Source organism: Pseudohaliea sp. (genome assembly GCF_040217025.1).
In the GTDB taxonomy this organism is placed as follows: domain Bacteria; phylum Pseudomonadota; class Gammaproteobacteria; order Pseudomonadales; family Halieaceae; genus Pseudohaliea.
Genome location: NZ_JAVJOA010000010.1, coordinates 832,277 through 858,449, shown reverse-complemented (window position 1 = coordinate 858,449; position 26,173 = coordinate 832,277). Strand labels below are relative to the sequence as shown.

Annotated in this window: 25 protein-coding genes; 14 read left to right on the top strand and 11 right to left on the bottom strand. The window is 69.1% G+C overall.

What is annotated here, in order from left to right; genetic code table 11:
* The first annotated feature begins 13 nt into the window (after positions 1-13).
* On the top strand, positions 14-1,486 hold the full coding sequence (locus tag RKE50_RS15345) for a hypothetical protein (protein WP_350037781.1): 1,473 nt from the start codon (positions 14-16) through the stop codon (positions 1,484-1,486).
* On the opposite strand, the gene RKE50_RS15340 is transcribed toward RKE50_RS15345, so the two are convergent.
* A complete protein-coding gene (locus RKE50_RS15340; RefSeq protein ID WP_350037779.1) occupies positions 1,476-2,705 on the bottom strand; it encodes an MFS transporter in 1,230 nt (409 codons plus the stop codon). The genes RKE50_RS15345 and RKE50_RS15340 overlap by 11 nt on opposite strands.
* 59 nt (positions 2,706-2,764) lie before the next feature.
* On the opposite strand from RKE50_RS15340, the gene RKE50_RS15335 reads away from it, so the two are divergent.
* On the top strand, positions 2,765-4,276 hold the full coding sequence (locus tag RKE50_RS15335; RefSeq protein WP_350037777.1) for an alpha/beta hydrolase: 1,512 nt from the start codon (positions 2,765-2,767) through the stop codon (positions 4,274-4,276).
* On the opposite strand, the gene RKE50_RS15330 is transcribed toward RKE50_RS15335, so the two are convergent.
* Together RKE50_RS15330 and RKE50_RS15325 are read right to left on the bottom strand one after the other, a co-directional pair.
* Complete coding sequence (locus RKE50_RS15330; protein WP_350037775.1) at positions 4,269-5,843, bottom strand: class I adenylate-forming enzyme family protein; 1,575 nt, start codon at positions 5,841-5,843, stop codon at positions 4,269-4,271. The genes RKE50_RS15335 and RKE50_RS15330 overlap by 8 nt on opposite strands.
* A gap of 35 nt (positions 5,844-5,878) precedes the next feature.
* Positions 5,879-6,940 carry an Ldh family oxidoreductase gene (locus tag RKE50_RS15325; protein ID WP_350037774.1) on the bottom strand — a complete coding sequence of 354 codons (1,062 nt, stop codon included), beginning with the start codon at positions 6,938-6,940 and terminating at the stop codon, positions 5,879-5,881.
* Between the two features lie 102 nt (positions 6,941-7,042).
* Between RKE50_RS15325 and RKE50_RS15320 the strand changes: the two genes are divergently transcribed.
* From RKE50_RS15320 to RKE50_RS15285, 8 genes are all read left to right on the top strand, one after another.
* The gene (locus RKE50_RS15320) at positions 7,043-7,942 is read left to right on the top strand and encodes a hypothetical protein (RefSeq protein ID WP_350037772.1); all 900 of its coding nucleotides are present in this window, start codon (positions 7,043-7,045) and stop codon (positions 7,940-7,942) included.
* A gap of 19 nt (positions 7,943-7,961) precedes the next feature.
* On the top strand, positions 7,962-8,804 hold the full coding sequence (locus tag RKE50_RS15315) for an EthD domain-containing protein (RefSeq protein WP_350037770.1): 843 nt from the start codon (positions 7,962-7,964) through the stop codon (positions 8,802-8,804).
* A gap of 19 nt (positions 8,805-8,823) precedes the next feature.
* On the top strand, positions 8,824-9,228 hold the full coding sequence (locus RKE50_RS15310; protein ID WP_350037768.1) for a nuclear transport factor 2 family protein: 405 nt from the start codon (positions 8,824-8,826) through the stop codon (positions 9,226-9,228).
* A gap of 14 nt (positions 9,229-9,242) precedes the next feature.
* A complete protein-coding gene (locus tag RKE50_RS15305) occupies positions 9,243-9,788 on the top strand; it encodes a nuclear transport factor 2 family protein (protein ID WP_350037766.1) in 546 nt (181 codons plus the stop codon).
* A gap of 79 nt (positions 9,789-9,867) precedes the next feature.
* Complete coding sequence (locus tag RKE50_RS15300) at positions 9,868-12,090, top strand: TonB-dependent receptor (RefSeq protein ID WP_350037764.1); 2,223 nt, start codon at positions 9,868-9,870, stop codon at positions 12,088-12,090.
* 56 nt (positions 12,091-12,146) lie between these two features.
* A complete protein-coding gene (locus RKE50_RS15295) occupies positions 12,147-13,370 on the top strand; it encodes a cytochrome P450 (RefSeq protein ID WP_350037762.1) in 1,224 nt (407 codons plus the stop codon).
* The gene (locus RKE50_RS15290; protein WP_350037761.1) at positions 13,367-14,239 is read left to right on the top strand and encodes a glucose 1-dehydrogenase; all 873 of its coding nucleotides are present in this window, start codon (positions 13,367-13,369) and stop codon (positions 14,237-14,239) included. Before RKE50_RS15295 ends, RKE50_RS15290 begins: the two co-directional genes overlap by 4 nt.
* 118 nt (positions 14,240-14,357) lie before the next feature.
* Entirely contained in the window at positions 14,358-15,638 is a 1,281-nt protein-coding gene (locus RKE50_RS15285) for a spinster family MFS transporter (RefSeq protein ID WP_350037759.1), read from the top strand.
* A gap of 89 nt (positions 15,639-15,727) precedes the next feature.
* On the opposite strand, the gene def is transcribed toward RKE50_RS15285, so the two are convergent.
* From def to pufB, 5 genes are all read right to left on the bottom strand, one after another.
* Positions 15,728-16,213 carry a peptide deformylase gene (def, locus tag RKE50_RS15280; RefSeq protein ID WP_350037757.1) on the bottom strand — a complete coding sequence of 162 codons (486 nt, stop codon included), beginning with the start codon at positions 16,211-16,213 and terminating at the stop codon, positions 15,728-15,730.
* Between the two features lie 10 nt (positions 16,214-16,223).
* On the bottom strand, positions 16,224-17,684 hold the full coding sequence (locus RKE50_RS15275) for a BCD family MFS transporter (RefSeq protein ID WP_350037755.1): 1,461 nt from the start codon (positions 17,682-17,684) through the stop codon (positions 16,224-16,226).
* Between the two features lie 247 nt (positions 17,685-17,931).
* Positions 17,932-18,585: a hypothetical protein gene (locus RKE50_RS15270; protein WP_350037754.1), complete on the bottom strand. Its 654-nt coding sequence runs from the start codon at positions 18,583-18,585 to the stop codon at positions 17,932-17,934.
* 227 nt (positions 18,586-18,812) lie between these two features.
* Positions 18,813-18,962: a light-harvesting protein gene (locus tag RKE50_RS15265; protein WP_350037752.1), complete on the bottom strand. Its 150-nt coding sequence runs from the start codon at positions 18,960-18,962 to the stop codon at positions 18,813-18,815.
* Between the two features lie 12 nt (positions 18,963-18,974).
* Positions 18,975-19,139 carry a light-harvesting antenna LH1, beta subunit gene (gene pufB / locus RKE50_RS15260; protein ID WP_035517902.1) on the bottom strand — a complete coding sequence of 55 codons (165 nt, stop codon included), beginning with the start codon at positions 19,137-19,139 and terminating at the stop codon, positions 18,975-18,977.
* 418 nt (positions 19,140-19,557) lie between these two features.
* On the opposite strand from pufB, the gene RKE50_RS15255 reads away from it, so the two are divergent.
* The gene (locus RKE50_RS15255; protein ID WP_350037750.1) at positions 19,558-20,646 is read left to right on the top strand and encodes an SMP-30/gluconolactonase/LRE family protein; all 1,089 of its coding nucleotides are present in this window, start codon (positions 19,558-19,560) and stop codon (positions 20,644-20,646) included.
* Between the two features lie 12 nt (positions 20,647-20,658).
* On the opposite strand, the gene RKE50_RS15250 is transcribed toward RKE50_RS15255, so the two are convergent.
* Positions 20,659-21,750: an adenylate/guanylate cyclase domain-containing protein gene (locus RKE50_RS15250; RefSeq protein ID WP_350037748.1), complete on the bottom strand. Its 1,092-nt coding sequence runs from the start codon at positions 21,748-21,750 to the stop codon at positions 20,659-20,661.
* 164 nt (positions 21,751-21,914) lie between these two features.
* On the opposite strand from RKE50_RS15250, the gene udk reads away from it, so the two are divergent.
* Genes udk through RKE50_RS15235 form a run of 3 tightly spaced genes read left to right on the top strand, consistent with a single transcriptional unit; the run spans position 21,915 to position 24,353 of the window.
* On the top strand, positions 21,915-22,568 hold the full coding sequence (udk, locus tag RKE50_RS15245) for a uridine kinase (protein WP_350037746.1): 654 nt from the start codon (positions 21,915-21,917) through the stop codon (positions 22,566-22,568).
* On the top strand, positions 22,565-23,785 hold the full coding sequence (locus RKE50_RS15240; protein WP_350037744.1) for a NupC/NupG family nucleoside CNT transporter: 1,221 nt from the start codon (positions 22,565-22,567) through the stop codon (positions 23,783-23,785). The genes udk and RKE50_RS15240 overlap by 4 nt, the downstream gene beginning before the upstream one ends.
* A 55-nt stretch (positions 23,786-23,840) precedes the next feature.
* Entirely contained in the window at positions 23,841-24,353 is a 513-nt protein-coding gene (locus RKE50_RS15235; RefSeq protein ID WP_350037742.1) for a DUF427 domain-containing protein, read from the top strand.
* Between the two features lie 3 nt (positions 24,354-24,356).
* On the opposite strand, the gene RKE50_RS15230 is transcribed toward RKE50_RS15235, so the two are convergent.
* Together RKE50_RS15230 and RKE50_RS15225 are read right to left on the bottom strand one after the other, a co-directional pair.
* Positions 24,357-25,301, bottom strand: coding sequence for an alpha/beta hydrolase family protein (locus RKE50_RS15230; RefSeq protein WP_350037740.1), 945 nt, complete (start codon positions 25,299-25,301; stop codon positions 24,357-24,359).
* Positions 25,298-26,089 (bottom strand): DUF3108 domain-containing protein, encoded by a 792-nt coding sequence (locus RKE50_RS15225; RefSeq protein WP_350037738.1) that lies wholly within the window; start codon positions 26,087-26,089, stop codon positions 25,298-25,300. Before RKE50_RS15225 ends, RKE50_RS15230 begins: the two co-directional genes overlap by 4 nt.
* Positions 26,090-26,173: the final 84 nt, after the last annotated feature.

Genomic DNA, 26,173 nt, shown 5'->3' with positions numbered 1-26,173 from the left:
AGGACGACGAGCGATGAAACAGCACAGCCTGCGACCGGGCCTTGCCGCCGGCCTGCTGCTGCTGGCGGCCTGCCAGGGCGGCCCCCGGCCCGCGCCGGGCGACGCGCTCGCCCGCTGCGAAGCCCTGTTTGCGACGCAGGATCACGCCGTCGAGGCGGCGCGGGTGGGGCGCTCCCACCCCCATCGCGTCGCGGGCTTCCCCTACCTCCGTGTCACCCGCCTGCTTTCCAGCTATCGCGACGCCGCGCAGGACCCGCTGCGGGCCGAGGCGTGGCTGGCGCGGCTGGCCGACGAAGACGAGCGGGCGCGGGACACGGAGCTGGGCCTGCTGCCGCCGGCCGAGCGCGATCGTCTCGCGGCGGGCTGGCCGGCCGGTCTCGCGGCCGCCACGGCGGCGTGCCGGGACCGCCTGCTGGCGCGGGACCGCGGGTCGCCCGAGCGCCTCGCGCTGCTCGCCGAGCGCGCCGTGGTGGCAGACGAATACAGCACCGGCGCCCGGATCCTCGGGCTTTATCCGCTCGCCGCCATCGGCCTGCGCGCCGGGGTGCTGCGCTGGCACGACGCCGTGCGGGCGCGCTGGCAGCTGCCGCGCGACGCACTCGCCGGCGGACTGCCGCTGGAGCGCTACGCGCCCGCGGCCGCGGGCGAAGCCGTCGCCGGGGTGGTGCCGCGCGATGCGCTGGGTCTGCCGGTGCCCTCCGCGGCCCGGCTGTCGGCACTCCTCGACCGGCACGCGCCGGTCTGGGTCGTGGCGACCGCCAGCGCCGCGGACCGCCCGGGCGTCCCGCGACACACGCGCGACGGACCGACTGTCATCGCCGGGGCGCCGACGGTTTATCGCTACCCGACCATAACCCGCTTCCGCGGCTCGCCGCGGCTGCAGCTCAACTACCTGGCCTGGTTCGGCGCGCGGCCGGCGGAGGGCGCGCTCGACCCGCTGGCGGGCGCGCTGGATGGCGTGATCTGGCGGGTGACGCTGGACGAGGCCGGCGCACCCCTGGCTTACGACAGCGTCCATGCCTGCGGCTGTTATCACCTGCTGTTCCCCGTGGGCGACCTGCGCCCCTCGCCGGACCTCGGGTCACTGCCCGAGCCGCCGCTGGTCCTGCCGGCGCTGGAGCCGCCCGGGCCGGGAGAGCGCATGCACCTGTTCCTGGCTGCCGGGAGCCATTACCTCGAGCGGGCCTGGCCGGCGCCGCCGGCCGGCGGGCAGCGCTACCGCGTCCTCGACCGGGAAGCGCTGTATCGCGTTGCCGGGCCCGGCGGCGAGCGCAGCCTGTTCGACCCGGGCGGGCTGGTGCCGGGCACCGCGCGCGGGGAGCGCTGGTTCCTCTGGCCCAGCGGCGTGCGCTCGCCGGGTGCCATGCGCGAGCGCGGCCGCCGGGCCACCGCCTTTCTCGGCCGGCGCCACTTCGACGACCCGTTCCTCCTGGAAACAGTCTTCGGGGCGGGGGAGGCGCAGGGCGCCGGGCCGGTCAGCCGCTGAGCAGTGCGTCCCGGCGGCGGAACAGCAGCAGCGCGACAACGGCCCCGGTGCCGCCGAAGGCGGTGAGCACGAGCGGAAAGCCGAGGCGGTCCGCGGCCATGCCCATGAGCAGGCCGCCGAGCGCCGGTGCGCCCATGGCGATCACGGTCCACAGGCTGAGCACGCGGCCGCGGAAGGCCTCGTCCACGGTCAGCTGCGCGAGGGCCTGGCTACCGGTTCCCGCCATGGTCGTGATGAGGCTGACCAGCGCAATGAGTCCGCAGAACGCCGGCAGGCCGTCGAGGAGGAGGGCGAGACCCAGGGCCAGGCCACCGCTGGCCAGGGCGCCGGCAACGAGGCCGAGGAGCCGCGTTTCGCGACCGCTCTGGCGGCTGACGATGAGGCCGCCGGCGATCGACCCGGCGCCGGCGCTGGCGGTGAGCGTGGCCAGGGTGGTGGAGTCACCGCCGAGGAGCTGCCCGTTCAGCGCCGGAAGGAGCTCGATGACGGTGCGCCCGAGGAGCCCGTTGAGCAGCGTGAAGGCGAAGATCAGCCGCATGCCCGGGCTGTTCCGGACATAGGCCACGCCTTCTCGCAGCTGCCGGGCGAAGCTGCCGCCGGCCCGGGGCGGCGGTGCCGCCACGTCGCGCAGGGCCGCGAGCACCGGCAGCGCGCCGGCGAAGAGCAGGCCGGCCACCGTGTAGGCCGCGGCCACGGAAAAATGCGCGATGAGCCAGGCGCCGGCCGCGGGGCCGAGGATGCGCGCAGTGTTGAAGGTCATCGCCGAGATGCCGATGGCGCTCGGCAGGGCATTGCGGCCGACGAGCCGCGGTACCAGGGCGAGGCGGATCGGCGTATGCGCGGCGGTCGCGGCGCCCAGGGTCGTGGCCAGTACCAGCAGCGCGGGCAGCGTGAGCAGGCCGAGGGCCTCGGCGGTGCCGGCGGCGAGGGCGATGAGCGCGTGCACGGCGAGCGTGGCCATGATGCCGTTGCGGGGATTGATGCGCTCGGCGAGGATTCCGAAGAGCGGCGACAGCAGGAAGGTCGGGGCCAGCATGAGGCCCGCGACCACCCCGACCCAGAAGGCGCTGCCGGTCAGCGCCCAGGCGCTGTAGCCCACCAGGAAGCGCACGATCCAGCTGCCGAGGGTGGAGAACAGGCTGGAGGGAAAGTAGCGGGCAAAGCGCGGTTCCGCGAACGCGGAGCGACGCTCGCCGGGGGCTTCGGCAGCTTGTGTCACGGGCATCCTGGTAAGAAAAAGGCTGACACTATAGCGCAGGGCGCCGCTACAATCGCTGCATGTCGGTTCTCCGTCGCTTCGACCCCCGTCGCCACCCGGTCGCCTGGCTGCTGCTCGCCGTGGTGCTCGCGCTGGCTGCGCTCTGGCAGCTGGAGCAGGCCAGGCAGGGAATCGAGACCCGGCCGCTCGCCGCCGGTGACACGCCGGCGACGGTCTACCTGGCGCGCGATCGCGAGGGCCCCGCGCCGCTGGTGGTCGTGGCCCACGGCTTTGCCGGGTCCCGGCAGCTCATGCAGGCCATTTCCTACCACCTCGCCCGAGCCGGTTACACCGTCCTCGCCTACGACTCCGAGGGCCACGGCCGCAACCCGCTGCCCATGTCCGGGGACGTCACCGCCATCGACGGTACGACGCGCCTGCTGGTGGCAGAGCTGCGGCGCGTGATCGACGCCGGGCTGGCCCTCGCGGAAAGCGACGGCCGGGTGGCGCTCCTCGGCCACTCCATGGCCAGCGACATCGTGGTGCGGGCTGCCTTTGCCGACCCGCGCGTGGACGCCGTGGTCGCCGTATCCATGTTCTCCGAGGCCATGACCGCTTCGGCCCCGGAACGCCTGCTCATGGTGGGCGGCGAGTGGGAGGGTCGCCTGCGCGCCGTGGCGCTGGATGCCGCGCGCCAGGTCGATGCGGGCGCGGTGGAGAACGAGACCGTCACGTCCGGGCAGGTGCGGCGCCGCGCGGCCGTCGCCCCGGGGCGGGAGCACCTCGGCGTGCTTTACAGCGAGACCACCCTCGAGGAGACCACCCGCTGGCTCGACGACGCCTTCGGCAACGACGCCGATCCTGCCGTGCGGCCGACCGGCGCCTGGATTCTCGTCCTCCTCGCCGCCATCGTGCTCGCTTTCCGGCCGGTGGCGGGGTGGCTGCCCGAGCCGTTGCCACCGCCGGCCGAGGTCACGGCGGGGCGCTTCCTGCTGGCGGTGGCGGTGCCGGCGCTGCTGGTACCGCTCGTTGCCGTGACCGGTTACCGGCCGTTCCTGCCCGTGCTGGTCGCCGACTACCTCGCGCTGCACCTCGCCCTTTACGGCGTAGTGCAGCTGGCATTGCTTCGCCGCTCACCGCTCGCGGGCAGCCGCGCCAGCGGCCGCGCCGTGGCGCTGCTCCTGCTCTGGGGGGTGGGCCTGTTCGGCCTGGCGCTGGACCGCTACGCCGCCAGCTTCCTGCCCAGCGGCGAGCGCTGGGCGGTGATCGCCGCGCTGGCGCCCGGGGCCGTCCTCTTCCTGGTGGCCGATGCGGTCGCCACGGACGCGGGGCACGGCAGGCTCTGGCGCCGGGTGCTCGCGCGCTTCGCGCTGCTCCTGTCGCTGTCGCTGGCCGCGCTTCTCGACCAGGAGCGGCTGGGCTTCGTGCTGCTGGTGCTGCCGGTGGTACTGCTCTTCTTCTGCGTGCACGGCCTCATGGGCCGCTGGGTCGCGCAGCGCGCGGGCCCTCTCGGCGCGGGGATCGGCCTGGGGCTGGCCCTGGCCTGGGCCCTGGGGGTGAGTTTCCCGCTGTTCGCGGGCAGGTTCAGCTAGACCGCTCCGCCAGCCAGCGCTCCACGTCTTCGCGCACGATCTTTCCCGATGAGCTGCGCGGGAGTTCGTCGAAGTCGATGAAATGCAGGGCCTTTGGTACCTTGTAGCCGGCCAGTTCCTCCCGGCAGCGCGAGAGCAGTTCCCGGGTCAGGTCATCGCTGTCAGCGACGTCGCTGGCCAGGACGGCGACCGGCACTTCCCCCCACTTCTCGTCCGGCGCGGAGACCACGATGGCGTCGCGCACCCGGGCATCGGCGAGCAGTACACCTTCGATCTCGGCTGGATAAATGTTCTCGCCCCCGGACTTGATCAGGTATTTCGCCCTGCCGACGAAATCGACTGTGCCATCTGCATTTCGAGTGAACAGGTCGCCCATGCGGAACCAGCCGCCGGCGAAGTCCCGGGCGTTGGTCTCCGGGTTGTTCCAGTAGCCGCTGAACAGGGTCGGCCCCTTGACCATCGCCTCGCCCGGGCTGCCGTCAGCCACCTCCTGCCCCTCGGTATCGACCAGGCGGAGCGCGCAGAGGGAGTTCAACGACTTGGACAGGCTCGTGGGCACGACGCCCGGCGCGATGACACCGCGCGAGGCGGGTGCGATGCCGGTCTCCGTGGCACCGAAGGTGTTCAGGAAAGGCGATCGGAGCCGCTGGCTGACAGCGGCTACCTGTGCCTTGGGCAGCAGGTCTGCCATTGCGCCCACTCGCTTGATACCGACGGGCTCCGTGCCGGTCGCGTCGAGCGCCTCGAGCAGGCGCTCGATGGTCGCAGGCACCAGTATCAGCCACCCGAGCCGCGCGGTACCGATGGTCTCGACGATGAAGTCGATGTCGAAGCCGTCGGCCACGTAGACGGTCCCGCCCATGGCAAGCGTCGAGATGCTGTGCTCCGTGCCGCCCATGTGGAACATCGGTGACCAGGCCAGGAAGCCGTCCTCGGGCTCCACGTCGAGATCGGTCTGCAGCAAGGTCATCCGCGCGATGATAGCGCGCTGGCTGATCAGGGCTGCCTTGGCGGGGCCGGTGGTGCCGCTGGTGTAGAGGATCAACAACCCCGCCTCGATGTCCTGCGCCGGCGGCGGTAACGCACCCGCGGGTTCTTCGATCCAGGCGTCGTAGTCTTCCCCAAGGGAAAGGGCGGCGATGCCGAACTGCTCCGCGAGGGCGGTGCCCGTTTCTGCGAAGCGCGGCGAGTAGAGCAGCAGTCCCGGCGTCACCAGGCCGATGCAGTGCTCCAGCTCCGCCCCGCGCAACCGCCAGTTCTGGCACGCAACGATCGCGCCGAGGCGCGCCGCCGCAAGGTGCAGCTCGATGTACTCTATGCGGTTCTCCGACAGCACCGCTATGCGATCACCGGACCGGACCCCTGCGCTTTCCAGGCGGCTCGCCAGGGCGTCGACGCGCCGCCTTGTCGTCCCGTAGCTGAAGCTGCGTGTCTTGTCTTTCAGGGCCGTCTTTTCGGGTTGCCGCAGGGCCTGTTCGGCAAACAGTTCATACACGGTGAGCCGGCCCGCGGCGCGGATTGCCGCCAGGTTATCGTCGCTTTCCGTCAGCGTGCCCGGACGTTCCATAGTGCTCTCCGTTCTGTTGATGTCGGTGCCTGCGATCACCAGGTGCGGGTAACGCCGGCACCGGGTGCACCGGGTTTGAGGCCACGCCGGTCGACGCCGAGCCGGTCCGCGAGCGCGGCGATGCCGGCGGCGACGTGGTCGGGCAGCTCGAGTGTTTCGCCGGTGCCCGCCGCTCTGCCGGCACCGGGCAGGCGGCAGTCGTGCGCGGCGAGGTAGTCCCGGAAAGCGACCACGCGCTCTGCCCAGCTCTCGCGCTCTCCGAAGCGGTTGACGTCCAGCAGGCAGAACAGGGCGCCATTAGTGAAGCCGCTCTCCCTGCGCTCACCCGCCATGAGATTTCCGGCCAGGGCGGCGAGCAGTTCACCGGCGACCATCAGGCCGAAGCCCTTGTGGCCTGCGCTGCGCCCGCCAAGCGGTCGGAGTGCCGCCAGGCCCTCCAGGAAATCGGCCGGGTCGTCCGTTGCCTCGCCATCGTCCTGGACGAGCCAGTCCGGGTCCAGGCGGCCGCCGGCGTTGGCGACTTCCCGGATGCGGGAGCCGGAGGTCTGGGACGCCGCGAAGTCGATGATGATGTGATGGTTCACGGCGCCGCAGGCAGGTACGCCGACGGCGATCGGGTTGGTCGACAGCACGCGGCTCGCACTGCGCGGGCCCGCGACATTGCGTGCTCCGCCGCCCGTGTTGGTGAAGGCCAGGAAGATCGCGTCGCGCTCGCAGGCCAGCTCTGCCCACTCGCCGAGGCGTCCAAGGTGTGTACCGTCGACGATGCCGGAGGCTGCAATGCCATGCTCTGGCAGTGCCTGCAGGCAGCGCTCGACGGCCAGTGCCGCGGTGAGCTGGCCGAAGGCGCGGCGCCCGTCCACGCGCGTGATTGCTCCGCCGAGGGACGACGCCTCCGGCGTGGACGCCGGGTCAATGAGCCCTTCGTCGATCAACTCCGCGTAGAGCGGCAGCAAGGCCAGCCCGTGAGTGGGTGTACCCCTCTGATCCGCGAGCACGAGGGACCTTGCGATGCGCGCGGCGGTGGCCGGCGGCGCGCCCAGGGCGTGGAAAAGATCGCCGGCCAGTTCAATGGCGGTAGAGACTCGGATGCTCATCGTGCCCCGTGCGGTTCGTTATTTTTGAACTTGCTTGACACGAGCAAGAATCTAGGCCACTTTGAAACCGACCGCAAGCAAAACCATAAGATCGGCGGGGAAATGAGCGACTCGACGACAAGCCAATTCAAGGTCTGGGCCTTCCTCAGGCGCAATTCGGCGCTGCTCAGCCACGATGAATACCGGGCCGGCCATGTCGGCTTTCACTGTGGCAACACGCGCCGTCTCAAGGGCATCCGCGGCTATACAGTCAATATCCATGATGAGCGCGCCGATCTCGGCCACGAACTGGCGGCCACCGGTGCGGTGACCATCGAGAGCGAGCCGCCGGGATTCCTGGACTTGTGGGACGGTTTCCCGGCCGTGCATTTCGACGACCGGGAGCAGTGGACGCAGGCCGGTACGCGGGAGCCTACGCGCGCGACGGCGGAAGGGCTGGTCGAAGACCCGGACTGGACGCTGTCCGATGGCCCGTTCCTGTTCGACCGCGTCGCGCCGACGACGACGCAGTTCCATTCCTACCACACCCGCGTCGAGGAGCACGTCATCCAGCCGGTACTCCGGGCGGAGACGCGACCCTTCAAGCTGGTGCAGTTTTTCCGGAGCGCTGAGGGCCCGGCGCGCGACACGCTGCGGGCGCGGCTGCTGGCGGAATATGCGCCGCTCTGCAGCACTCTCGGCGGCCTGAACGGCCTGGTTCTCAATCTCCGCGACCCGGACATCGATGCCGCCGTGCGGGGCTACTACCCGGATGACCACTGGTGCTTCACGGCCGAGGGACGCGCCTTCCGCGAGGCTTTCTTCGGGCTCTGGGACGGTGCGCTGGAGCTCTGGTTCGATCATGCCGATGCATTCGTCGCGGCGCGTTCGGCGCTTCCGATGCTCCCCGCATTGAATGAGCTGGAGCGGGAGCTCTTCTCTGCACTCTGGTACGTCGCGGTGGACGAGAACGTCATCGTCATGCCGAACCGGCAGCCGGCGCCCGACTTCTACTATCGCTGATGGACCAGGGAGAACCGGCATGCTGAAGGTCTTCGGTTTCGTTCGTCGCCACGAGCGCCTGAGCCACGACGAGTACCGCGCGGCCCATGCCGGCTATCACAATTCCTATGGCCGGCGGCTGAACGGGATTCGCGGCTATCTCCTCAACGTGCGCGCCAACCGTACCCCGGAGAGCGTCTTTGCTGAGGACGCGGCCTACCTCACCGAGGGTCGGCCGGCCGACTTTGACGACCGCTGGGACGGTTACGGCCAGCTGATGTTCGATTCCCTGGCGGACTACCTGAGCGCCAAGAGCCCGGCGCGCGATCGACCCGGGCCCGAGGGCCTCGAGTACGATGAGGCGGTAGCTGCGGTAGGTGGCGATGCGCCCTACCTGTACAGCGGCCCGCCGATCCAGTTCCACGTCGCCGAACAGGTCATAGTCCCCGTGCGTCGGCCCGAGCACAAGGTCTTCAAAGTGGTCCACTTCGCCCGGAGGAATCCCGCCCTCGATCCCGAGGAGTTCCGCGCTCGCTGGTATGGCGGTTACGGCTCGCTCAGCCGTGGTGTCCCCGGACTCCTCGGCCACGTACTCAACGTGCCGACGGCGCTCGACGTGATGACGGGGTTCTTCACCGAGGAGTCCGGTGCATTCTCGGCCGATGCCGCAGCGCGGCGGGGGGCCTTCCATGCCTGCTTCGACGGTATCGCGGAATACTGGTTCACCGGGCCGGAGGCCTTCCGCGCCTGGCGCGAAGCGCAGTCAGCGGCACTGCGGGAACTGGAGCGCGAGCTGTTCGCAGGCTTCTTCTTCCAGGAAGTCGACGAAACGGTGGCCGTTCTGCCCGACCGGCTGCCACCTGCACCGTTCTACCACCGGTGAGAAAAGGGGAATAGAGACTATGGCAGCAACCATGGACGCCACCGCCCTGAAAGCGCTCCTGCAGCATACCTACTTCGACAATGTCGATGGGGCCAGGGCAGAAGATGCCGTCAAGGCCTTCACGCCGGACGTGCACTGGCAGCACACGCAGGTCTGGGCCCACGACGGACACGATGCCCGCCACACGGACAGCCTGCATGGGCAGTCCGCTCTTTGCGATTTCCTGGCGGAGCGTGTGAAGCAGATGCAGGTCATCCGCATCACGCATCAGGTCGATGAGGTCGTGACCGATGGCGATCGTGGTGCTTTCCGCGCCCGGGTCGTTGGGCCGGACGGCAGCAGCAAGGGTTTCGTCGGCTGGGTGGAGCTGCGCGACGGACTCCTGCAGCGCTACATCGTCATGCCCGAGCACCCGGGAGCCTGAGGGGGCGCGCTGCGATGGACGCCAACCTGGAAACGCGTCTCCGCCGTCTCGAGGACCGGGCCGAACTCGGCGAGCTGGTGGCCCGCTATGCGCTTGCCGTTGACGACCGGGATTTCGCGACGCTTGCGGCACTGTTCACCCGCGACTGTATCTTCGACAATGTCAAGGGGGTGGAGCAGGGCAGGGAGCGTGTGGTCGCCTACTATCGCGAGCGCCTCGCCGAGTTCGGCCCCACGTACCATATTCCTCATATGCAGACCCTTGACTTCGATGGTCCGGGCGCGGCCAAGGGCACCGTGATGGCCCATGCGGAGCTGGCAATCGACGGTGCCACCTACGCTGTCGCGTTGCGCTACATCGATGACTACCGGCGCGAGGAGGGGCGGTGGCGTTTCCGCGAGCGCAAGGTTCGTCAACTCTATGCCATGCCCCTGGCCGAACTGCCGGAGGGGCTCGCACAGGAACTTCGCAAGCGCTGGCCGGGCACTGAGCCCTCAGCGGGCGACTGGCCGGTGGCGCCAGGGACCCTGCATGAAGCAAAGCAGCAAGGTGGGTTGTGAGCTATGCGGCCTTTACGGCGCCGGGTCCCATCCCCTGGAAAGCTCGACTCCATAGGATAACCATAGCAAGGAGACATCCATGACAACGCAGAACCGCAAGACCCTTGGCACCAGCTGTCTCAACCCGCCCGGGAACGTCGGGCCGAAGCGACCGATTGCCGTGGCATCGGCCCTTGTCATTGCAGGCCTCGGTATCGCTGCTGCCAGCGCCCAGGCGCAGCAGTCGGGCCCCCGTCTCGAGGAGGTGGTGGTAACCGCCCAGAAACGCGGCATCGTCGAGAACGCGCAGAACGTTCCGGTCGCCATCTACGGCTTCACCGGCGACATGCTCGACCGCGCGCTTGTTACGGACCTCGCCGACCTCGGTCAGCTGGTCCCCGCGGCAGACCTGCCGCCGACGTCACCGATCCGCGGCTACGCCAATTTCAATATCCGCGGCATGGGGACGATCGGTACGGTGACGACGGAGGACCCCACGGTTTCGCTGGTGATCGACGGCGTACCTCTCGGCATCGCGGCGGGCGGCGTTCTCAATGTCTACGACGTGGAATCGGCGGAGGTGCTGGCGGGGCCGCAGGGCACCCTTTTCGGTCGCAATACGACGGGCGGCGCGGTCGTCATGCGCACCCGGCGCGCCAGTGGCGAGACCGGTGGACGTCTCGATGCGGGGATCGCCACCTTTGGCCACCTCGAGCTCGCCGGAGCGCTGGAGACAGCGTCCGAGGATGGCGCGCTCGCCGGTCGCCTCGCTTTCCAGTACAAGGAAAACGACGACATCTTCGACAACGTCGCGGGCCCGGATGTCGGAGAGAGCGAGTTCTACATGGTACGTCCGTCGGTCCGCTGGCGCCCTGCCGATAGCGTGACCGTTGACGTCGTGGCAGAGTTCGGCAAGGACGAAGGCGACGGGCCGGCTGCCCGCAATATCTTCGATGAGCGGACCACCGTCTCCCAGTCGGGCTTCGTGCCGCCCGAGCACAAGTTCGACCTCGCCCTGAACAACCCGAACACCAACGACCTCGAGTGGTCCCACATTATCGCGGAGGTCAACTGGGAAGTCGCCGGTGGTGTATTCACGTCGGTGACCGGGACCCGGGAAATGGAGCAGGTGAACGAAGTCGACAGTGACGGTTCGGCCCTGTCGATCTTCAACTTCAACCCGTTTATTGACCAGGAGCAGTTCTCCCAGGAACTGCGCTGGTCCGGGCCCATCGGTTCCAGCCTCAACCTGACCACCGGTGCCTACTTCTTCTCGCAGGAGCTCGATTACAAGGAGCGTCGCGTCATCTTCGACGGTGCGGTCACGCCTGCACTGCGCTCTCAGCAGGATCACGAACAGTGGGCGCTCTTCGCGCAGGGCACCCTGGATCTCACGGACCGGCTGCAGCTGCTCGCGGGCCTGCGCTACACCGAGGAAACTAAGGAGATACAGGTCGCGAGCTTCGGCAACTGCGATTTCGAGTTCACGAACTGCATCTTCGACCAGGACCTCGATGAGACCTGGGACAACGTGGGCGCCAAGGTCGGCCTCAATTTCCGCCTCAGTGATGACTGGCTGACCTGGGTCTCCTGGACCCGCGGCTTCCGCAGCGGCGGTTTCAACGGGCGGAACCCGAATCCGCAGACGCCTGCCGGTCCCTTCGACGAGGAGACGGTCGACGCCTTCGAGGTGGGTTCCAAGCTCACGTTCCTCGACGGCGCCGGGCGCCTGAACGCTGCGATCTACTACAACGAGTTCGACGACCTGCAGCGCACGATCCTGAACGCCGACAACCTGCAGACGGTGGAGAACGCCGCCGCCGCCACCATCTCGGGAGCGGAGCTGGATGTGGCCTGGTCGGCAACCGAGCACCTGACCTTCTTCGGCGGCTTCGCTTACGTGGATGCCGATTACGACGAGTTCAACGGTCTCGACGTGGACTTTCCGCCGGACGGGATTTCGGACCCGGAGCGCGCCAAGGGACTGGACTTCTTCAACGTTGCCAAGTACTCGGCGAGCGGTGCGGTAGAGTATGGCGGTCTCGATCTCGGCGGCGCGGGTATGCTCGACCTGAGAGCGAGCTTCTACTGGAAGGACGAGTTCCCGTCGAACATCCGCAACTACATCATCTATGACGAGATCTTCGTGGCGCAGGCAAGCGCGACGCTGCACCTGCCCGGGGATCGGCTGCAGTTGACGGTCTACGGCGAGAACCTGACCAATGAGCAGTACGGCCAGGGCGCGGCAGCGACGGGCTTGTTCTTCGTCGATTTCATCGCACCGCCGCGCATTTACGGCGCACGCGTCACCTATCGTTTCTGATGTCTTTGCCCCGCCCGGCAGCGATGCCGGGCGCTCTCCACGGGAGACAACCTGTCATGCAGGAGTCGTTGAATTCGCTCGTCGATCGCCTTGTCGCCGGCGATGTGCAGGCTGACCCGGCCGAAGTCTATCGGCGCTTGCGGGCAGAAGCGCCGGTGTACTGGCACGAGGGGATGCAGGTGTGGATGCTGACCCGTTACGAGGACGTGCGCCGGGTGCTGCGGGACTCTGAAGACTTCGCACCACTGACGGAAGGTCCGGGAACCCCGATCTTCGGCCGCACCATCCTTCAGATGACAGGACGCGAGCACAGCCGAAAGACCGCCATCGTCGCCCGCCGCATGCGCAACCCGCGGCTGCTCGCCACGGAGCTGCGAGCGAACGTGGAACGACGCTCGGAGCAGCTGCTCGACGGGCTGGGTGTGCCCGGCGATGCTGTCGATCTCAAGGCGGCCTACACGTCACCGCTGCCGCTGGCGGTGATCACGGACCTGCTGGATGTCCCCCAGGGCGTGCACTGGGTCGACTGGTACGACGCGCTCGCCGCCGGCGGTGTCGGCAGTATCACCGGCGATATTGCGCTGCGGGAGCGCGCACTCAAGGCGCGGGACGAGGTGTTCGCCTACATCGGCCCGATCATCGAGGAGCGCCGGCGCTCGCCGGGCAGCGACCTCCTGTCGGATGTTGCCAGTATCGAGTACGAGGGCGTGCGATTGACCCAGGACGAGGCGCAGGCCTTCATCGCCTTTCTCCTGACCGCCGGTGTGGAGACCACGGATCGCGTTCTATCCAGCCTGCTCGCCTATCTTGCGACAGCGCCTGCGCTCTGGGAGCAATTGCGCGCCGACAGGGCGCTGGCGCCGGCTGCCTGCGCCGAAGCGTTACGCCTGTTCCCGCCGGTCCAGGCATTGACGCGCCGTGTGACGCGCGACCTCTCTGTCCGTGGTGTCGACCTCGGGGAGAACCAGCGGGTGCTGATCGTGCTCGCATCGGCGAACCGGGACGAGACGGTGTTTGAAGCGGCGGACCGTTTCCAGCTGGAGCGCTTCCGGGAAGCGCCGGAGCGGGAGTTCACCGGGGCCAGCAGCATTCTTTCCTTCGGCGGCGGTGAACACCACTGTACGGGTGCGCAGCTCGCTCGCGTCGAGATGGAGGTGGCACTCGAGCACCTGCTGTCGCGCTATGCGCGGATCGAGCAGGACGGCGAAATGCCCGGTGCGCAGGGCTTCATCCTGAGATCGCCGCGGGCCGTACCGGTCCGTCTCGAGGCGGCAGCATGAGCGGGGAGCAGCGCGCGGGGTGTGAACGCCTTCGGGGCCGTGTGGCGGTCATCACTGGCGGGGCCAGCGGCATCGGCGAGGCGACGACCAGGCGCTTCGCCGCGGAGGGCTGCCGGGTCGTCATCGGCGATGTGCAGGAAGCGCGTGGCCTGGCGCTGGTCGAGACTCTTGGACCCGCCGCGCAGTTCCAGCGCTGCGATGTAACCGACCCCGCCCAGGTCGAGGCGCTGGTCGCCCGGGCGGTCGACAGTCACGGCCGGCTCGATGTCATGTTCAACAACGCGGGCATCGTCGGCTGCAAGGGCCCCGTGGACGAGCTGTTGCCCGAGGAATGGAAGGCAACGCTGGACGTTCTCCTGAACGGGGTCTTCTACGGCATGAAGTACGCCGCTGCCGTCATGAAGCCGCAGGGCTTCGGATCGATCATCAGCATGTCGAGCGTGGCGGGGATCAGCGGTGGGCTGGGTCCGACCGCCTACACGGCGGCCAAGCATGCCGTGATCGGGCTGACAAAATCGATGGCGGCGGAACTGGGTGCCTTTGGGATCAGGGTCAACGCGATCGCCCCCTACGCCATGGTCACACCGATGGTATCCGACGTGTATTTCGAGGACCCTGAAGCCATTGATGCCACTCGCGACCTGCTGGCGCGAGGGTCGCCGCTGAAGAACCGTGCCGGTACCGCCGATGATGTCGCCAACGCCGCGCTGTGGCTGGCGAGCGACGAGTCTGGCTACACCAGCGGCCACACCCTGACCACGGACGCCGGCTTCACCGCAGGCGCGCGCAGCGAGCCGCCGCGGTTCGCCGAGCGCAAGCCGATGCAGCGCGAAGGCGGCAAGGCCGGCCTGCCGTCTACCGACGACTGAGCCCGCCTTTCCTGCTTCCCCGCACCCCCAGAGAAACCCAGCAACGAGGAAGATGATGAGTCCAGACGCCGCCGTGAAAACCGGAGCCGATTACCCCAGCCCTCGCCGAGCCTGGGGAGTGACGCTCCTGCTGACGGTGGTGTTCGTCTTCTCCTTTGTCGACCGGCAGATCCTGAATCTGCTGGTCGGCCCCATCCAGCAGGATCTAGACCTCAACGACACGCAGGTGAGCCTCTTGCAGGGCTTCGGGTTCGTCGCGACCTACGTGCTGCTGTCCATTCCCATCGGCAGGCTCGTGGACACGCGGCGACGCATATCTATCATTGCTTTCGGCGTGGCTTTCTGGAGCCTCGCCACGGCGGCCTGCGGCCTGGCGCGTAGCTTCACTGGGCTGTTCATCGCCCGAGCCGGTGTTGGCGTGGGCGAGGCCACGCTGACGCCCGCGGCCTGGTCACTGCTAGCGGATTATTTCCCACCGCACCGGCGCAGCCTGCCGTTCAGCGTATTCCTGATGGGGCCGTACCTCGGCGTCGGTATCGCCATGATCGCCGGCGGCCTGGTCATGGAGGGCCTGTCAGGCAATGGGCAGCTCGAGCTGCCGCTCCTGGGGAGTCTCGCACCCTGGCAAGCCACGTTTTTCGCGGTAGCGGCTCCGGGTATTCTCCTGACCGTTATGCTGTTGTTCGTCCCCGAACCTTCGCGCAAGGGCCTTGCTGCCGGAACAGAGCCTGAGGCGGCGAGCTTTCGCGACATTATCGCCTGGGTGAGTGCGCATCATCGCGTCTACGTGGCGCTGCTCATCGGGGTGCCCTGTATCGTACTTGTTCTCTATGGGCTGCAGGCCTGGATTCCCACCTATCTCCTGCGCGTCCACGGCATGAGCCTGGGCGAGGCCGGCACCCAGTACGGCACCATCGCCTTGTTTGCCGGCTCGCTGGGCGTGCTCTCCGGGCCCTTTGTCGGCCGTTACCTGGAGCGTCGGGGCCACAGCGATTACCCGCTGCGCGTCTGCGTGCTCGCACTGGCGCTTATCGGTCCCGGTCTGGCAGCGCTAGCCTTTGCGCCATCGGCGACACTGGCGCTGTGCTTCATCGCGGTAGTCAGTTACCTGGTACCGCTCCCACTGGCGCTGGTCGCCGCGGCGCTGCAGAACGCGACGCCCAACCAGATGCGAGGCGTGTTGGTCGGTACCTACGTGGTGACGACAAATGTGGTCGGCATGGCCCTGGGCCCGAGCCTGGTGGCCGTGGCGACCGATTACCTGTTTGTCGACCCGACTGCCGTGGGCAAATCGCTGGCCCTGGTCGGTGTGGTGGTCTCGCTCCTGGGGATGTACCTCATCGGCCGGGCCCTCGCGGCTTACCGTGCGCTCCTCGATAACCAGGGCGTCGCGAGCTGAGGCGAGCCGCCCGGCCGTTACGTTTTCAAGGGGCTTGGTCTCGTCGCCGGCTGGCGGCGGGGCCTTTTTTTGGCCTGGTAGCGGTGGGGTCAGGCCGCCCCGGCAAGCTTCAGGCGCAAGCGGCGGAGCCAGGACAGGCGCTCGATGAAGAGCCTGCCGTCCAGGTGGTCCATCTCGTGCTGCAGGGCAACGGCGTGCATGTCCGTGAGTTCTTTCTCGATGGGTTCACCGTGGATGTCGCGGGCGCGCATGCGCAGCTGCGTGTGGCGCACCACGTTGCCGACGATGCCGGGCACGGAGAGGCAGCTTTCCTCCACCAGGCCCGGCTTCTTCCGGGCCAGGATCTCCGGGTTCAGGTAGACCTCCGGCGCCGAGTGATCCTCCGACAGGTCCATCACCAGCACCTGGCGCAGGTCGCCGATCTGCGGTGCCGAGAGGGCGATGCCGGTGCTGCCGTAGAGGGTGTCGAGGAGGTTGGCTGCGAGCTGCGCCACGTCCGCGCCGAAGTCCGTCACCGGCGCGCAGGGGGTGTTCAGGCGCGGGTCCGGGTATTCGAGAACCGGTAGCTGGGCCATGGCGAGTTCCTCAGCCGGCGCCGCCGCGGGCGGCGAGAGCGGCATCCGGTGCCGCCGATCGTCCTTCGAGCACCGCGCTGCGCGCGTGGCGCAGCAGCGGGATCGTGGCGACGATGGTCAGGGCGAGCAGGGCCAGCTCGATGGCGTAGACGATCGCGTAGCCGGCGGCGGCGCCGCTGAAGCCCCAGGGCAGGCTGGCGCCCGAGAGCGCCGCCGTGGAGATGTCGCGGATGGTGCCGGCGAAGGCCAGGGCGAGGCCGGCGGCGGTAGCCTGCACGGCGCCCCAGGCACCGAGGGCCAGGCCGGCCTGGGAAACCGGTGCCCGGTTCATGGTGGCGGTGAGCGTGCCGTGCGCGAAGAGAGCGCCGCCGTAACCGATGAGAAAGTTGCCGACCAGGAAGAACGGCAGGATTGCCGTGGGGACCGAGGCCAGCACCAGGGCAAAAGCGGGCAGCCCGATGAGCGCCCCGGCCCGGGCAACGGCATAGGCCTCCATGCCGCGCTGGGTGATCCAGACGGCCGATGCGAAACCGGTCAGGCCACCGACGGCGAACAGGGCCGTGAGCTTGGTCGTATAGCTAACGGACAGCCCGAGGACCTCGCCGCCGAAGGGCTCGAGGAGCACGTCGGCCATGTTGAAAGCGATGGTGCCGAGGCCGACGATGGTCAGGCGCAGGATGGCACTGCTGCCCTCGCAGAACTTGGCCCAGGACTCGGCAAAGGTGGGGTCGTCCTGCTGGATAGCTGCGCCCCGCGGCGGGCGCCGCGTCTCCTGTTTCCACAGGGAGATGATGTTCAGCGCCACGGTGGCCACGGCGGCCCCCTGGATCACCTGGATCAGGCGGCCCGGCGAGAAGTTGGCCAGCGCCGCGCCGAAGAGCAGGGCGGTGGCGATCATGCCGAGCAGCTGCATGAGGTACATGAGCCCGACGACCTTGGCGTGCGATTCCTGCGGCGTCAGGTCCGTGGCGAGGGCCAGGCCCGCGGTCTGGGTCACGTGGACGCCGGCCCCGACAAGCAGGAAGGCCAGGGCGGCGGAAATGTAGCCGACCCAGACCGGCGCCGTCGCCGCCTGGTCCTGTCCCGCCAGCACCAGGATGGCGAAGGGCATGATGGTGAAGCCGCCGAACTGGGCCAGGGTGCCGTTCCACATGAAGGGGACGCGGCGCCAGCCCAGCTCGCACTTGTGCGTGTCGGAGCGGTGGCCGATGAGCGCGCGGAAGGGCGCGAAGGCCAGGGGCAGCGCCAGCATGATGCCGACCAGGGAGGCGGGTACGTCGAGCTCGACGATCATCACCCGGTTCAGGGTGCCGACCAGCAGGACGAGGGCCATGCCGACGGAGACCTGGAACAGCGACAGGCGCAGCAGCTTGGACAGGGGCAGGTCCGGCGTGGCGACGTCGGCAAAGGGCATGTAGCGCGTGCCCGCTTCTGCCCACGCGCGCATCATCTTGCGGCCGAAACGGTTCATTCGGGTTCCGCGATCCTCGCTGCTGATGGCCGGCGCCGGGAGGCACCTGCGCTTTTATCGTCCGCAGAGGCTAGCAACCGCGGCGGGGAAGCGTCAAGCCAGCTTGTCACTTTACTATGTCCAGATAGCCTTACGTTGACCTGCCGCAAGCCCCGGAAAAATCAGCCACCCCGCGTGCTGCGATGGGCAAAAGAAAACCCGGCCGAGCAACCTCGACCGGGTTTCGTTGCCCGCCGGGTGGGCGGGTTCAGTCCTGCTGGTTGGTCAGCAGTTTGAAACCGAAGCTGGTCTTCCAGGGCTTGTCCTTGGACAGCGTCTTCATGCCGATCTTCGACGACAGCCACTCCGGGTTGTCGTTGAGCTTGACGTTGAAGGTCAGCTTGTCTTTCAGCTGCACCGGGAACAGCGTCCAGTTGGAATCCTTCAGCGGGTTGTCCCCGGAGAGGAAGCTCAGGCGGTTTTCCAGGCAGGGCATGCCGATGAAATCGGAGAACGGCGACGGATTGTTCGGTTTGGCCGTATCCAGCATTTCTGCCGGGGCGGCACCGCAGTCATCCATGATCCCGTTCGCCCGGACGAGGTAACCGTAGGGCGCGCCCACGACGACCACGGACTTGCCATCGGCCAGGGCCCGGCTGCAGAGGATGGCGCGGGTGATTTCCAGCTCGCCGGCTGCGCTCACCTTGTCGACCAGTTCCTCGGCGCTGACTGCCGTACTGGCTGCCGCGGCGGGTGCCGGCGGGTCGGTGTCGCCTTCATCTTCCTGCGCCGGTGCGGCGGCGGGCGCCGCCGCCGTTGCCATGACGAAGATCTTGTCTGCGTCGTAGCCGGCCGCTTCCAGCTTCTTCGCGGCGTCGCGGGCCTGATCTCCGCTTTCGAAAATTCGTGCCACAGGTTTCATGGTGGACCTCCAGAAACAGTGATGGGGACCAAGTGCCTCGCGACAGCGCGACTCCCCCGACACGCAGTCGTTTCCACCGGCGGATGGCCGGTGATGAATTCGAGTGTACCGTGTTTCCCTCCCCCTCGGCGCTGGTGGCCCACGGTCAGGCTCAACCGGCGTGAGGCGGGGGGCGGCCGGGGCCGCCCCCCGAAAGACCGCGGTTGCCCGCGGTAACTACGTCAGCCTTAGCTGCCGCCAGCCCAGTAGCCGGCGAAGTACGGAACGTTGCTCAGCACTTCGTGATGCACGATCAGTGCAATAAGGGCTACGGAGCCCAGGAACAGCGGCAGGCCGATCGTAGGATTAACAACGCACCAGATTCTTCCTTGGTTCATGGTTTTTCCTCCTTAGCCGAGCCACGGCGTGAGTACGGCCGCGAGAATATGCGCGAGTACCGCGATGGCGAAGAACACACGCGCGCCGTCAATGACGTGCTTGTGCAGCTCTTCGGACTCTTTGATCGTCAGGCCAGTCGGCCATACACGATCGGGATCGTTGATATCAGTTGCCATATGTTGTCTCCCTCAATATAGCGGTCTGAACCTGAATTAGCCTCGTGCTACCCCGCTTGAGCAGGAGAGCCCGGTCGAAATAATCAACCGGACGCCACAGCCAGCTTCCCAAATCATTCGGGAAACCTGTCCCGGCTACCACTAAAGCTAGCAACGTCGGCCCCAAGTGTCAACATAACTTGTCGTTTTAAACTGTCAATTTAAATTGACACAAGACAAGGTTTGCGTCGATGGCCTCCGGCAGGACATGCCGCACGACGCCATGCCGGGCCGGGCGCGGGGCAGGGCGACAGTTCCGGTCGCCTGCTGCCGGGCGTCCCCCTACAATGGGGGCGCCTGCCGCAGCTGCCGAGCGGGTGCCGACCCCGGGCTGGCTCGACAGCCCCGAAACCCCGATACCTGGATAAGGAAGCCTGCCATGTTCCCGCCCCTGCACCCTGCCTGTCGCCTGGTTGCCCGCCCGGTCATGGCCTGCCTCGTCGCCGCGTTCGCCAGCGCCGGCGTCGCCGCCGATGCGCCGCCCTGCGATGCCGTGGACGGGCTGGTGCCGTTGTGCGGGTTCGTCGGCCCCGAGGATATTGTCCGGGCGCCCGGCGGGCGCCACCTGGTCGTCGGACAGATGGGCGACCCCGGCGGCCTCGCGCTGATCGATACGCAGGGGCCGAGCGCCGGCCCCGCCGCGACGACAATCGCCCCCGCCGATGGCTGGGGTGACCCGGCCTGCCCCGCACCGGTAGCGGCCCTGCACCTGCACGGCCTCGATCTCGCAAGGCGCGCCGATGGCCGCTGGCAGCTGCTCGCCGTGAACCACCACGGCCGGGAGTCGGTCGAGTTCTTCGAACTGTCCCCCGGTGCACCCGGGGACGGCGCCGCGCCGGCGTTTGCCTGGCGCGGTTGCGTCGAGGCACCGCCGGAGGGCTACTTCAACGACGTGGCCGCGCTCCCGGACGGGGGGTTCGTCGTCAGCCACATGGCGCCGCGGAGCACCGAGGTGCGCTCCTTCTTCCTCGCCCTGCTCGGGCGCGACACGGGCTTCGTCTACCGCTGGGACCCGGCGGCGGGTTTCAGCGAGCAGCCCGGCACGGCCAGCCGCTATCCCAACGGCGTCACCGTGTCGCCGGATGGCAGGGCGCTCTACCTGAACGAGTACCTGGCGAACCGCATGCGCAAGATCGACCTCGCGACCGGCGAACGACTCGGTGAGGTCGCGCTGGAGAAACCCGACAACGCGAGCTGGGCGGCTGACGGCCGGTTGCTGATCGCCTCGCACCATGCCGGCCTGATCGGGCTCGTGCGCTCGGTCCGGCAGCCGCGGGGCGAGGTCAGCCTGCTGCCCTTTTCCATCATTGCCGTGGATCCGGAGACCCTGGCCAAGGAGACCGTGTTCCGGCACGAGGGACCGCCCATGGGGGCCGGTACCGTCGCGGTGGAGGCGGCGGGGAGCCTGTGGATCGGCTCCTACGTCGGCGACCGGGTGCTGCAGGTGCCCGTTCCCTGGGCGCCCTAGGCTTTCGGCGGCTCAGCGTCGCCAGAGCATCCTGTCGACGTAGCGGCACACCGCCTCGTGCCCCGGGGTGCCCGTGTTGATGAAGGCGAAGGCGGTGTTGCAGGCCGCGCCCGCCGACCGCTGGTGCAGGCGCCGCGCCACGAGTTCGCTGTGCTCGTTCGAGGCGAGGTCCGGCGTGACCGTGAAGCAGATCTCGCCGGGCAGCGGGTCGCCGACCGGCAGCCGGGTGAGCATGCCGTCGTAACCGAGGTTGAGGATGTGCCCCTGCTGGGCCTCTGCGACGACCCGCGTATCCAGCACCGGGTAATAGTGCAGCGGCAGGTCCACGGCGACCCGCGGCGAGCGCCGGGCTTCGATCCGGGGCACCGCGCGGCGCGTGGGCCGCGTGATCGCGGCGACCTCGAACAGGCGCACCGGCCGGTCGCGGCCCTTGACCCGCAGCTCGCGCACGTGGCCGGGTTCCACCAGGTCGCCCGCGGCACGGAAGCTGTGCTCGCTGAGCAGCACCTGGCCTCGCAGGCTGAACGCCTCCACCCGGGCGGCGAAGTTCACCGTATCGCCGATCGCCGTGTACTCGCGGTGCGCCGGCGGCCCGAAGCTGCCGACGACGGCCTCGCCGCTGTTGATGCCGATGCCCGCGTGAATCGCCGGCAGCCGGCTCGCGGTCTGTGCGGCGTTGAGCGCCACCATGGCGACCTGCATGTCGACGGCACAGGCGATCGCCCGGGCGAGGTGGTCTTCGCTGGCCTGCGGGGCGCCGAACAGGGCGAGCAGGCCGTCGCCGAGAAACTTGTCGACGAAGCCGCCGTGATCGTGCACGACCTCGGTCATCCGGGTGAGGAACGGGGTCAGCACCGCGAGCAGTTCCTCCGCCGGCCGGTCGGCGGCGAAGGTCGAGAAGTCGCGCAGGTCGACGATCAGCACCGACACCTCGCGCGCGGCGGGCACCGTGGCTGGGGGCAGGGGGTCGAGCAGGTCGCAGGCGAGCTGCAGCAGCCGCGCCTGCGTCGACGCGGAGAGCGCGTCGCCGGCGCTGGCGGTGAGCTCGGTGAGGAACGCATCGACGCGTCCACTGGAAGAGCCGGCCAGATCCAGTGTGCCCAATAACCCTCTCCTCAACGCGTGGCGTGAAGCTGGCACGGGACGCAGCGGTCGCGCCGTCGATGCCTGCGGCACTTTAGCACGGTGCCACCCCCTGGCAAGGCAGCAGTCGCACGCTGGGGCTTTCCCTGTAGAATGCAACGCTGGTCGGAGCGAGGCGAGGGTCGGTGGTGCGCCCTTATTTCATAGCGATTGCCGGTCCCTCCGCGTCGGGAAAAACCCTGTTCGCGCAGACGCTGCGCGAGGCGGTACACGCGCAGGCTCCCGGCCTGGGCCTGGCCCTGATCAGCGAAGACAGCTACTACCTGGACCAGGGCGACGTGCCGCCGGCCGAGCGCGAACGCGTCAACTACGACCACCCCGATGCCCTGGAGCAGAACCTCCTGCTTTCGCACCTGCATGCGCTGCGCGCCGGCGAGGACGTCGAGGTGCCTGTCTACGACTACGCGCGCCACACCCGGGCACCGCACAGCGAGCGCGTCTCGCCCGCGCCGGTGGTGCTGGTGGAGGGAATCCTGCTGCTGGCGCACCCGGGGCTGCGTGCTTTCTTCGACATCCGCTTCTTCGTCGACACGCCCCTGGACCTGTGCCTCCTGCGCCGCCTTGCACGGGACCTCGACGAGCGCGGCCGCAGCGCCGCCGACGTGCTCAGGCAGTACGAGGAGACGGTGCGCCCCATGTATTTCGAGTTCATCCAGCCCAGCGCGCGCCACGCCGACATGGTGATCACCGGTGGCGGCCGCAACGCCGCGGCCCTGGACGTGGTCATGCGCCTGGTCCTGTCCCACCAGGCGGCCCGACCGGTGGCCCCCCCGCCTTGACGGCGCTGCTCTGTGCTCTCGCCGCGGCGCTGCTGCTGCTCGTGGGCTGGGCCGTATCCGCTGACCGGTCGCGCATCGCCTGGCGGACCGTGCTCGCCGGCCTCGCCCTGCAGGTCGGGCTCGGCGGGCTGGTGCTGTACCTGCCGCCGGGCCGCGCGCTGCTCGAGGGCCTGGCCGGCGCCGTGAACGCGGTGCTGGGTTATGCGTCCGCCGGTATCGGCTTCGTTTTCGGTGACCTCGGGGGCGGCAGCCTGGGCTTCGTTTTCGCGTTCCAGGTCCTGCCGGTCATCATTTTCTTCTCCTCGCTCATGGCGGTGCTCTACTACCTCGGTGTCATGGGCTGGGTGATCCGCGTCCTCGGCGGCGCCCTGCGCCGTCTTCTCGGGACGAGCCGGGCCGAATCGCTCTCGGCCACGGCAAATATCTTCGTCAGCCAGACCGAGGCGCCGCTGGTGATCCGCCCCTACCTGCCGGCGATGACCCGTTCCGAGCTCTTTGCAGTGATGGTCGGGGGCATGGCCACCGTCGCCGGCTCCGTGCTGGCCGGTTATGTCGCGCTCGGGGTGGAGCTGCGCTACCTCCTCGCGGCCAGCTTCATGGCGGCGCCGGGCGGTTTGCTCATGGCCAAGCTGCTGGTGCCGGAAACCGAGCCGGAGCGGGTCTCCGACGCTGCGGCGGAGCCGCAGGTGGAGCCCCATGTGAACGTGATCGATGCCGCGGCGGCCGGGGCCAGCAGCGGCCTCTCCCTCGCGGTGAACATCGGTGCCATGCTGCTCGCCTTCATCGGCCTCATTGCCCTGCTCAACGGCATCCTCGGCTGGGCCGGCGGGCTCGTGGGCCTGGAGGCCCTGTCGCTGGAGCTGGTGCTGGGTACGCTGTTCCGCCCCCTCGCCTTCCTGCTCGGTGTGCCCTGGGACGAGGCGGTGGTCGCCGGCAACCTCATCGGCCAGAAGCTCGTCCTCAACGAATTCGTGGCCTACGCTGCCTTCTCCGAGGACAAGGCGCAGCTCGGTAGCCATGCGCAGGCGGTGGTCTCCTTCGCGCTCTGCGGCTTCGCCAACTTCTCCTCCATCGCCATCCTGCTCGGGGGTATCGGCACCCTGGCGCCGTCGCGCCGGGGCGAGGTTGCCGAGCTCGGGCTGCGGGCCGTGCTCGCCGGCTTCATGGCCAACGTGATGAGCGCGGCCATTGCCGGTTTCTTCCTCGCCCTGGGTTGAGCAGGTGCTGACAGCCTGCTTGGCGCGCCCGGCACACCCGGCTAGCCTTTTGGGCATGTGGAACTACCGTGGACAGGGGCGCCCGCCCTTCGCCGAGGAGCCGGGCCCGGGCCAGGAGTCGGTCTGGGACTACCCGCGGCCGCCGGTCACGGCGCCGGACACGCGCCGGGTCCGGGTCCTGCACGGCGATCGCTGCCTGTGCGACAGCCGCGCGGCGGTGCGCCTGCTGGAGACGGCGAGCCCGCCCACCTGGTACCTGCCGCCCGCGGCCTGCGCGCTCGATGAACTGGAGCCGGCCAGTGACCGCTCCTTCTGTGAGTGGAAGGGCCGGGCGAGCTATCTCGCCCTGCGCGACGCGCCCGAGCTGGGCGCGGTGGCGTGGTGCTACCCGGCGCCCAACGCGCGCTTCGCTGCCCTGGCGGGCTACCTCAGCTTCTACCCCGGCAAGGTGGCCTGCTTCGTCGACGACGAGCGGGTCCGGCCGCAACCCGGCGGCTTCTACGGCGGCTGGATGACCAGCGATATTGCCGGTCCGGTCAAGGGCGAGCCGGGCACCGGAGGCTGGTAGGGCTCAGGGGCTCGCGGCGGCGTAGACGCGCTCGCGGATCATCGCCGAGAGCAGGTCCATGATTTCCGGGCGCTTGGGATGCACGTGGTCTCCCGGCGTCCACAGGATCTCCGTCCCGCGCGGTACGGCCTCATGCAGGGCCGCGATGGCGCGGGCGGGGATCGACTCGTCCGCGTCGGCATTGATCACCACCAGCGGCCGCGGCGCGTAGCGGCCCACCCAGCGCTCCGGGGACAGGTGCTCGGCGCCGGCGATACGCGCCAGGTAGCCACCCACCGCGCGGCGCAGCCAGGGCGTGGGCAGCCGCCCCTCGAGGCCGTACTCGATCACCTGTGCCGGCTCGCCGGAGCCGTGGATCAGCCAGAGCCGGTCCACGCGCGCATCGAGCGCCGCCGGAACCGCGGCGAGGTAGGCCCCGAAGCTCACCCCCGCCAGCTCCACCTGCTCCGGGGCGAGGTCCGGCCGCGCCAGCAGGTAGTCGAGGGCGAGCAGCACCGCCGCCGGCGTATCGAGGATGCCGCGCTGGATGTCCGGGAGGGCGGCCAGCAGCGGCAGCCAGTCGCGGTAGGGAATCTCGCTGAAGGGGTAGCTCAGGGCCGCCACGGCCACGCCGCCGGGATTGCGAATCAGCGTCGCCGCCTTGCGCCCGGTCTCGTTGCCGGCGAGGAGCAGCACCAGCGGCCGGCCGGGGAGCGGTTCGTCGGGGAGGCGCAGGGCGATCTCGAAGCGCACACCGCTGGACGACGTGAGCCGCAGCTCCTCGATGCGGCTGCCCTCGAAGGGGTAGCTGGCCAGGACCTCGGCGCCGGCCAGTTGTCCCTGGCGGTCCCGGTAGTCGGGCTCCGGCGCGGCCACGGCAAGCAGGTAGGCGAGGAAGGCGCCGGCCCCCAGCAACAGCAGCAGCAGGGCGCCGGCGCCGGCGCGGAGCAGGTGGGCAAGGATATTCACGGCCCGTCGGCCGCCGCGGCAGGCGGCGTCTCCAGGGTGACCGTGAGCAGCCGCCCGTCTGCTTCGACCAGCTCCATGCGCAGCAGCAGGTAGTCGCGCGCCGGGTCCAGCCATAGGCGGGTGGCCTCCTCACCTTCCGGGACCGGGACGCGCGTGAGGCGCAGCGCCTCGAAGGTCCCGGCGGGCACCGTGAGGGTCTCGTGCACGCCGGGCGCGAAGCTGTAGTTCTCGTAATCGCCGCCGTCGCTCACCCGGTAGGCGTAGCGGGCCGCCAGGTCCGGGTGATCGCGGACGAGCTCCCGCCGCAGGGCGAGCTGCCAGCCGAGAGGATCCCAGGCCGGTTCGATCAGCGGGTGCTGCCGTTTCTTGTCCCCGCTGCGGCGAACGATAGCGGCCTCGCGATCAAAGGTGACCAGGCGCTCGCGGCGGCCGGCGAGGCCGCCCTGGCGGTAACGATACTCCAGGGTGCGCAGCGCGGGCGCGTCGACCAGGCGCGTTTCCTGCTCCAGGGACAGGAGTCGCGCGTCGATCTTCGAACGGAACAGCCAGGTCTCGCCGTCCCGGGTTAGGCTGCGCTCGGCGCGAGCGCTGAAGGGCAGGGCGCTGAAGCGCACGCGGTATTGGGCGGAAAAGGGCGCGAGGCCGGCCTCGCCGGCGGGTTCGGTAGTTTCGTCAGCCCTCGCGGGGTGGCTGCCGGCGCCTGCCGCTGCCAGCCACAGCAGGGCGACGACAGCGGTGATCGGCCGTCCTCGATACGGGGCCCGGGGTCCGGGAACGCTGGCTGGCACGGTATACCTCTCTGTCCTGCCGCACCCAGTATAGTCAGTGCGGCGGCCTGCTGGCAGGGCGGGCCGTCTCCCGGCGCGGCCGGG

Excerpts from the sequence above, each read along its gene's own strand:
- RKE50_RS15345 (WP_350037781.1), top strand. The coding sequence starts at position 14 with ATGAAACAGCACAGCCTGCGACCGGGCCTTGCCGCCGGCCTGCTGCTG.
- RKE50_RS15335 (WP_350037777.1), top strand. The coding sequence starts at position 2,765 with ATGTCGGTTCTCCGTCGCTTCGACCCCCGTCGCCACCCGGTCGCCTGG.
- RKE50_RS15330 (WP_350037775.1), bottom strand. The coding sequence starts at position 5,843 with ATGGAACGTCCGGGCACGCTGACGGAAAGCGACGATAACCTGGCGGCA.
- RKE50_RS15325 (WP_350037774.1), bottom strand. The coding sequence starts at position 6,940 with ATGAGCATCCGAGTCTCTACCGCCATTGAACTGGCCGGCGATCTTTTC.
- RKE50_RS15320 (WP_350037772.1), top strand. The coding sequence starts at position 7,043 with ATGAGCGACTCGACGACAAGCCAATTCAAGGTCTGGGCCTTCCTCAGG.
- RKE50_RS15315 (WP_350037770.1), top strand. The coding sequence starts at position 7,962 with ATGCTGAAGGTCTTCGGTTTCGTTCGTCGCCACGAGCGCCTGAGCCAC.
- RKE50_RS15310 (WP_350037768.1), top strand. The coding sequence starts at position 8,824 with ATGGCAGCAACCATGGACGCCACCGCCCTGAAAGCGCTCCTGCAGCAT.
- RKE50_RS15305 (WP_350037766.1), top strand. The coding sequence starts at position 9,243 with ATGGACGCCAACCTGGAAACGCGTCTCCGCCGTCTCGAGGACCGGGCC.
- RKE50_RS15300 (WP_350037764.1), top strand. The coding sequence starts at position 9,868 with ATGACAACGCAGAACCGCAAGACCCTTGGCACCAGCTGTCTCAACCCG.
- RKE50_RS15295 (WP_350037762.1), top strand. The coding sequence starts at position 12,147 with ATGCAGGAGTCGTTGAATTCGCTCGTCGATCGCCTTGTCGCCGGCGAT.
- RKE50_RS15290 (WP_350037761.1), top strand. The coding sequence starts at position 13,367 with ATGAGCGGGGAGCAGCGCGCGGGGTGTGAACGCCTTCGGGGCCGTGTG.
- def (WP_350037757.1), bottom strand. The coding sequence starts at position 16,213 with ATGGCCCAGCTACCGGTTCTCGAATACCCGGACCCGCGCCTGAACACC.
- RKE50_RS15275 (WP_350037755.1), bottom strand. The coding sequence starts at position 17,684 with ATGAACCGTTTCGGCCGCAAGATGATGCGCGCGTGGGCAGAAGCGGGC.
- RKE50_RS15270 (WP_350037754.1), bottom strand. The coding sequence starts at position 18,585 with ATGAAACCTGTGGCACGAATTTTCGAAAGCGGAGATCAGGCCCGCGAC.
- RKE50_RS15265 (WP_350037752.1), bottom strand. The coding sequence starts at position 18,962 with ATGAACCAAGGAAGAATCTGGTGCGTTGTTAATCCTACGATCGGCCTG.
- pufB (WP_035517902.1), bottom strand. The coding sequence starts at position 19,139 with ATGGCAACTGATATCAACGATCCCGATCGTGTATGGCCGACTGGCCTG.
- RKE50_RS15255 (WP_350037750.1), top strand. The coding sequence starts at position 19,558 with ATGTTCCCGCCCCTGCACCCTGCCTGTCGCCTGGTTGCCCGCCCGGTC.
- RKE50_RS15235 (WP_350037742.1), top strand. The coding sequence starts at position 23,841 with ATGTGGAACTACCGTGGACAGGGGCGCCCGCCCTTCGCCGAGGAGCCG.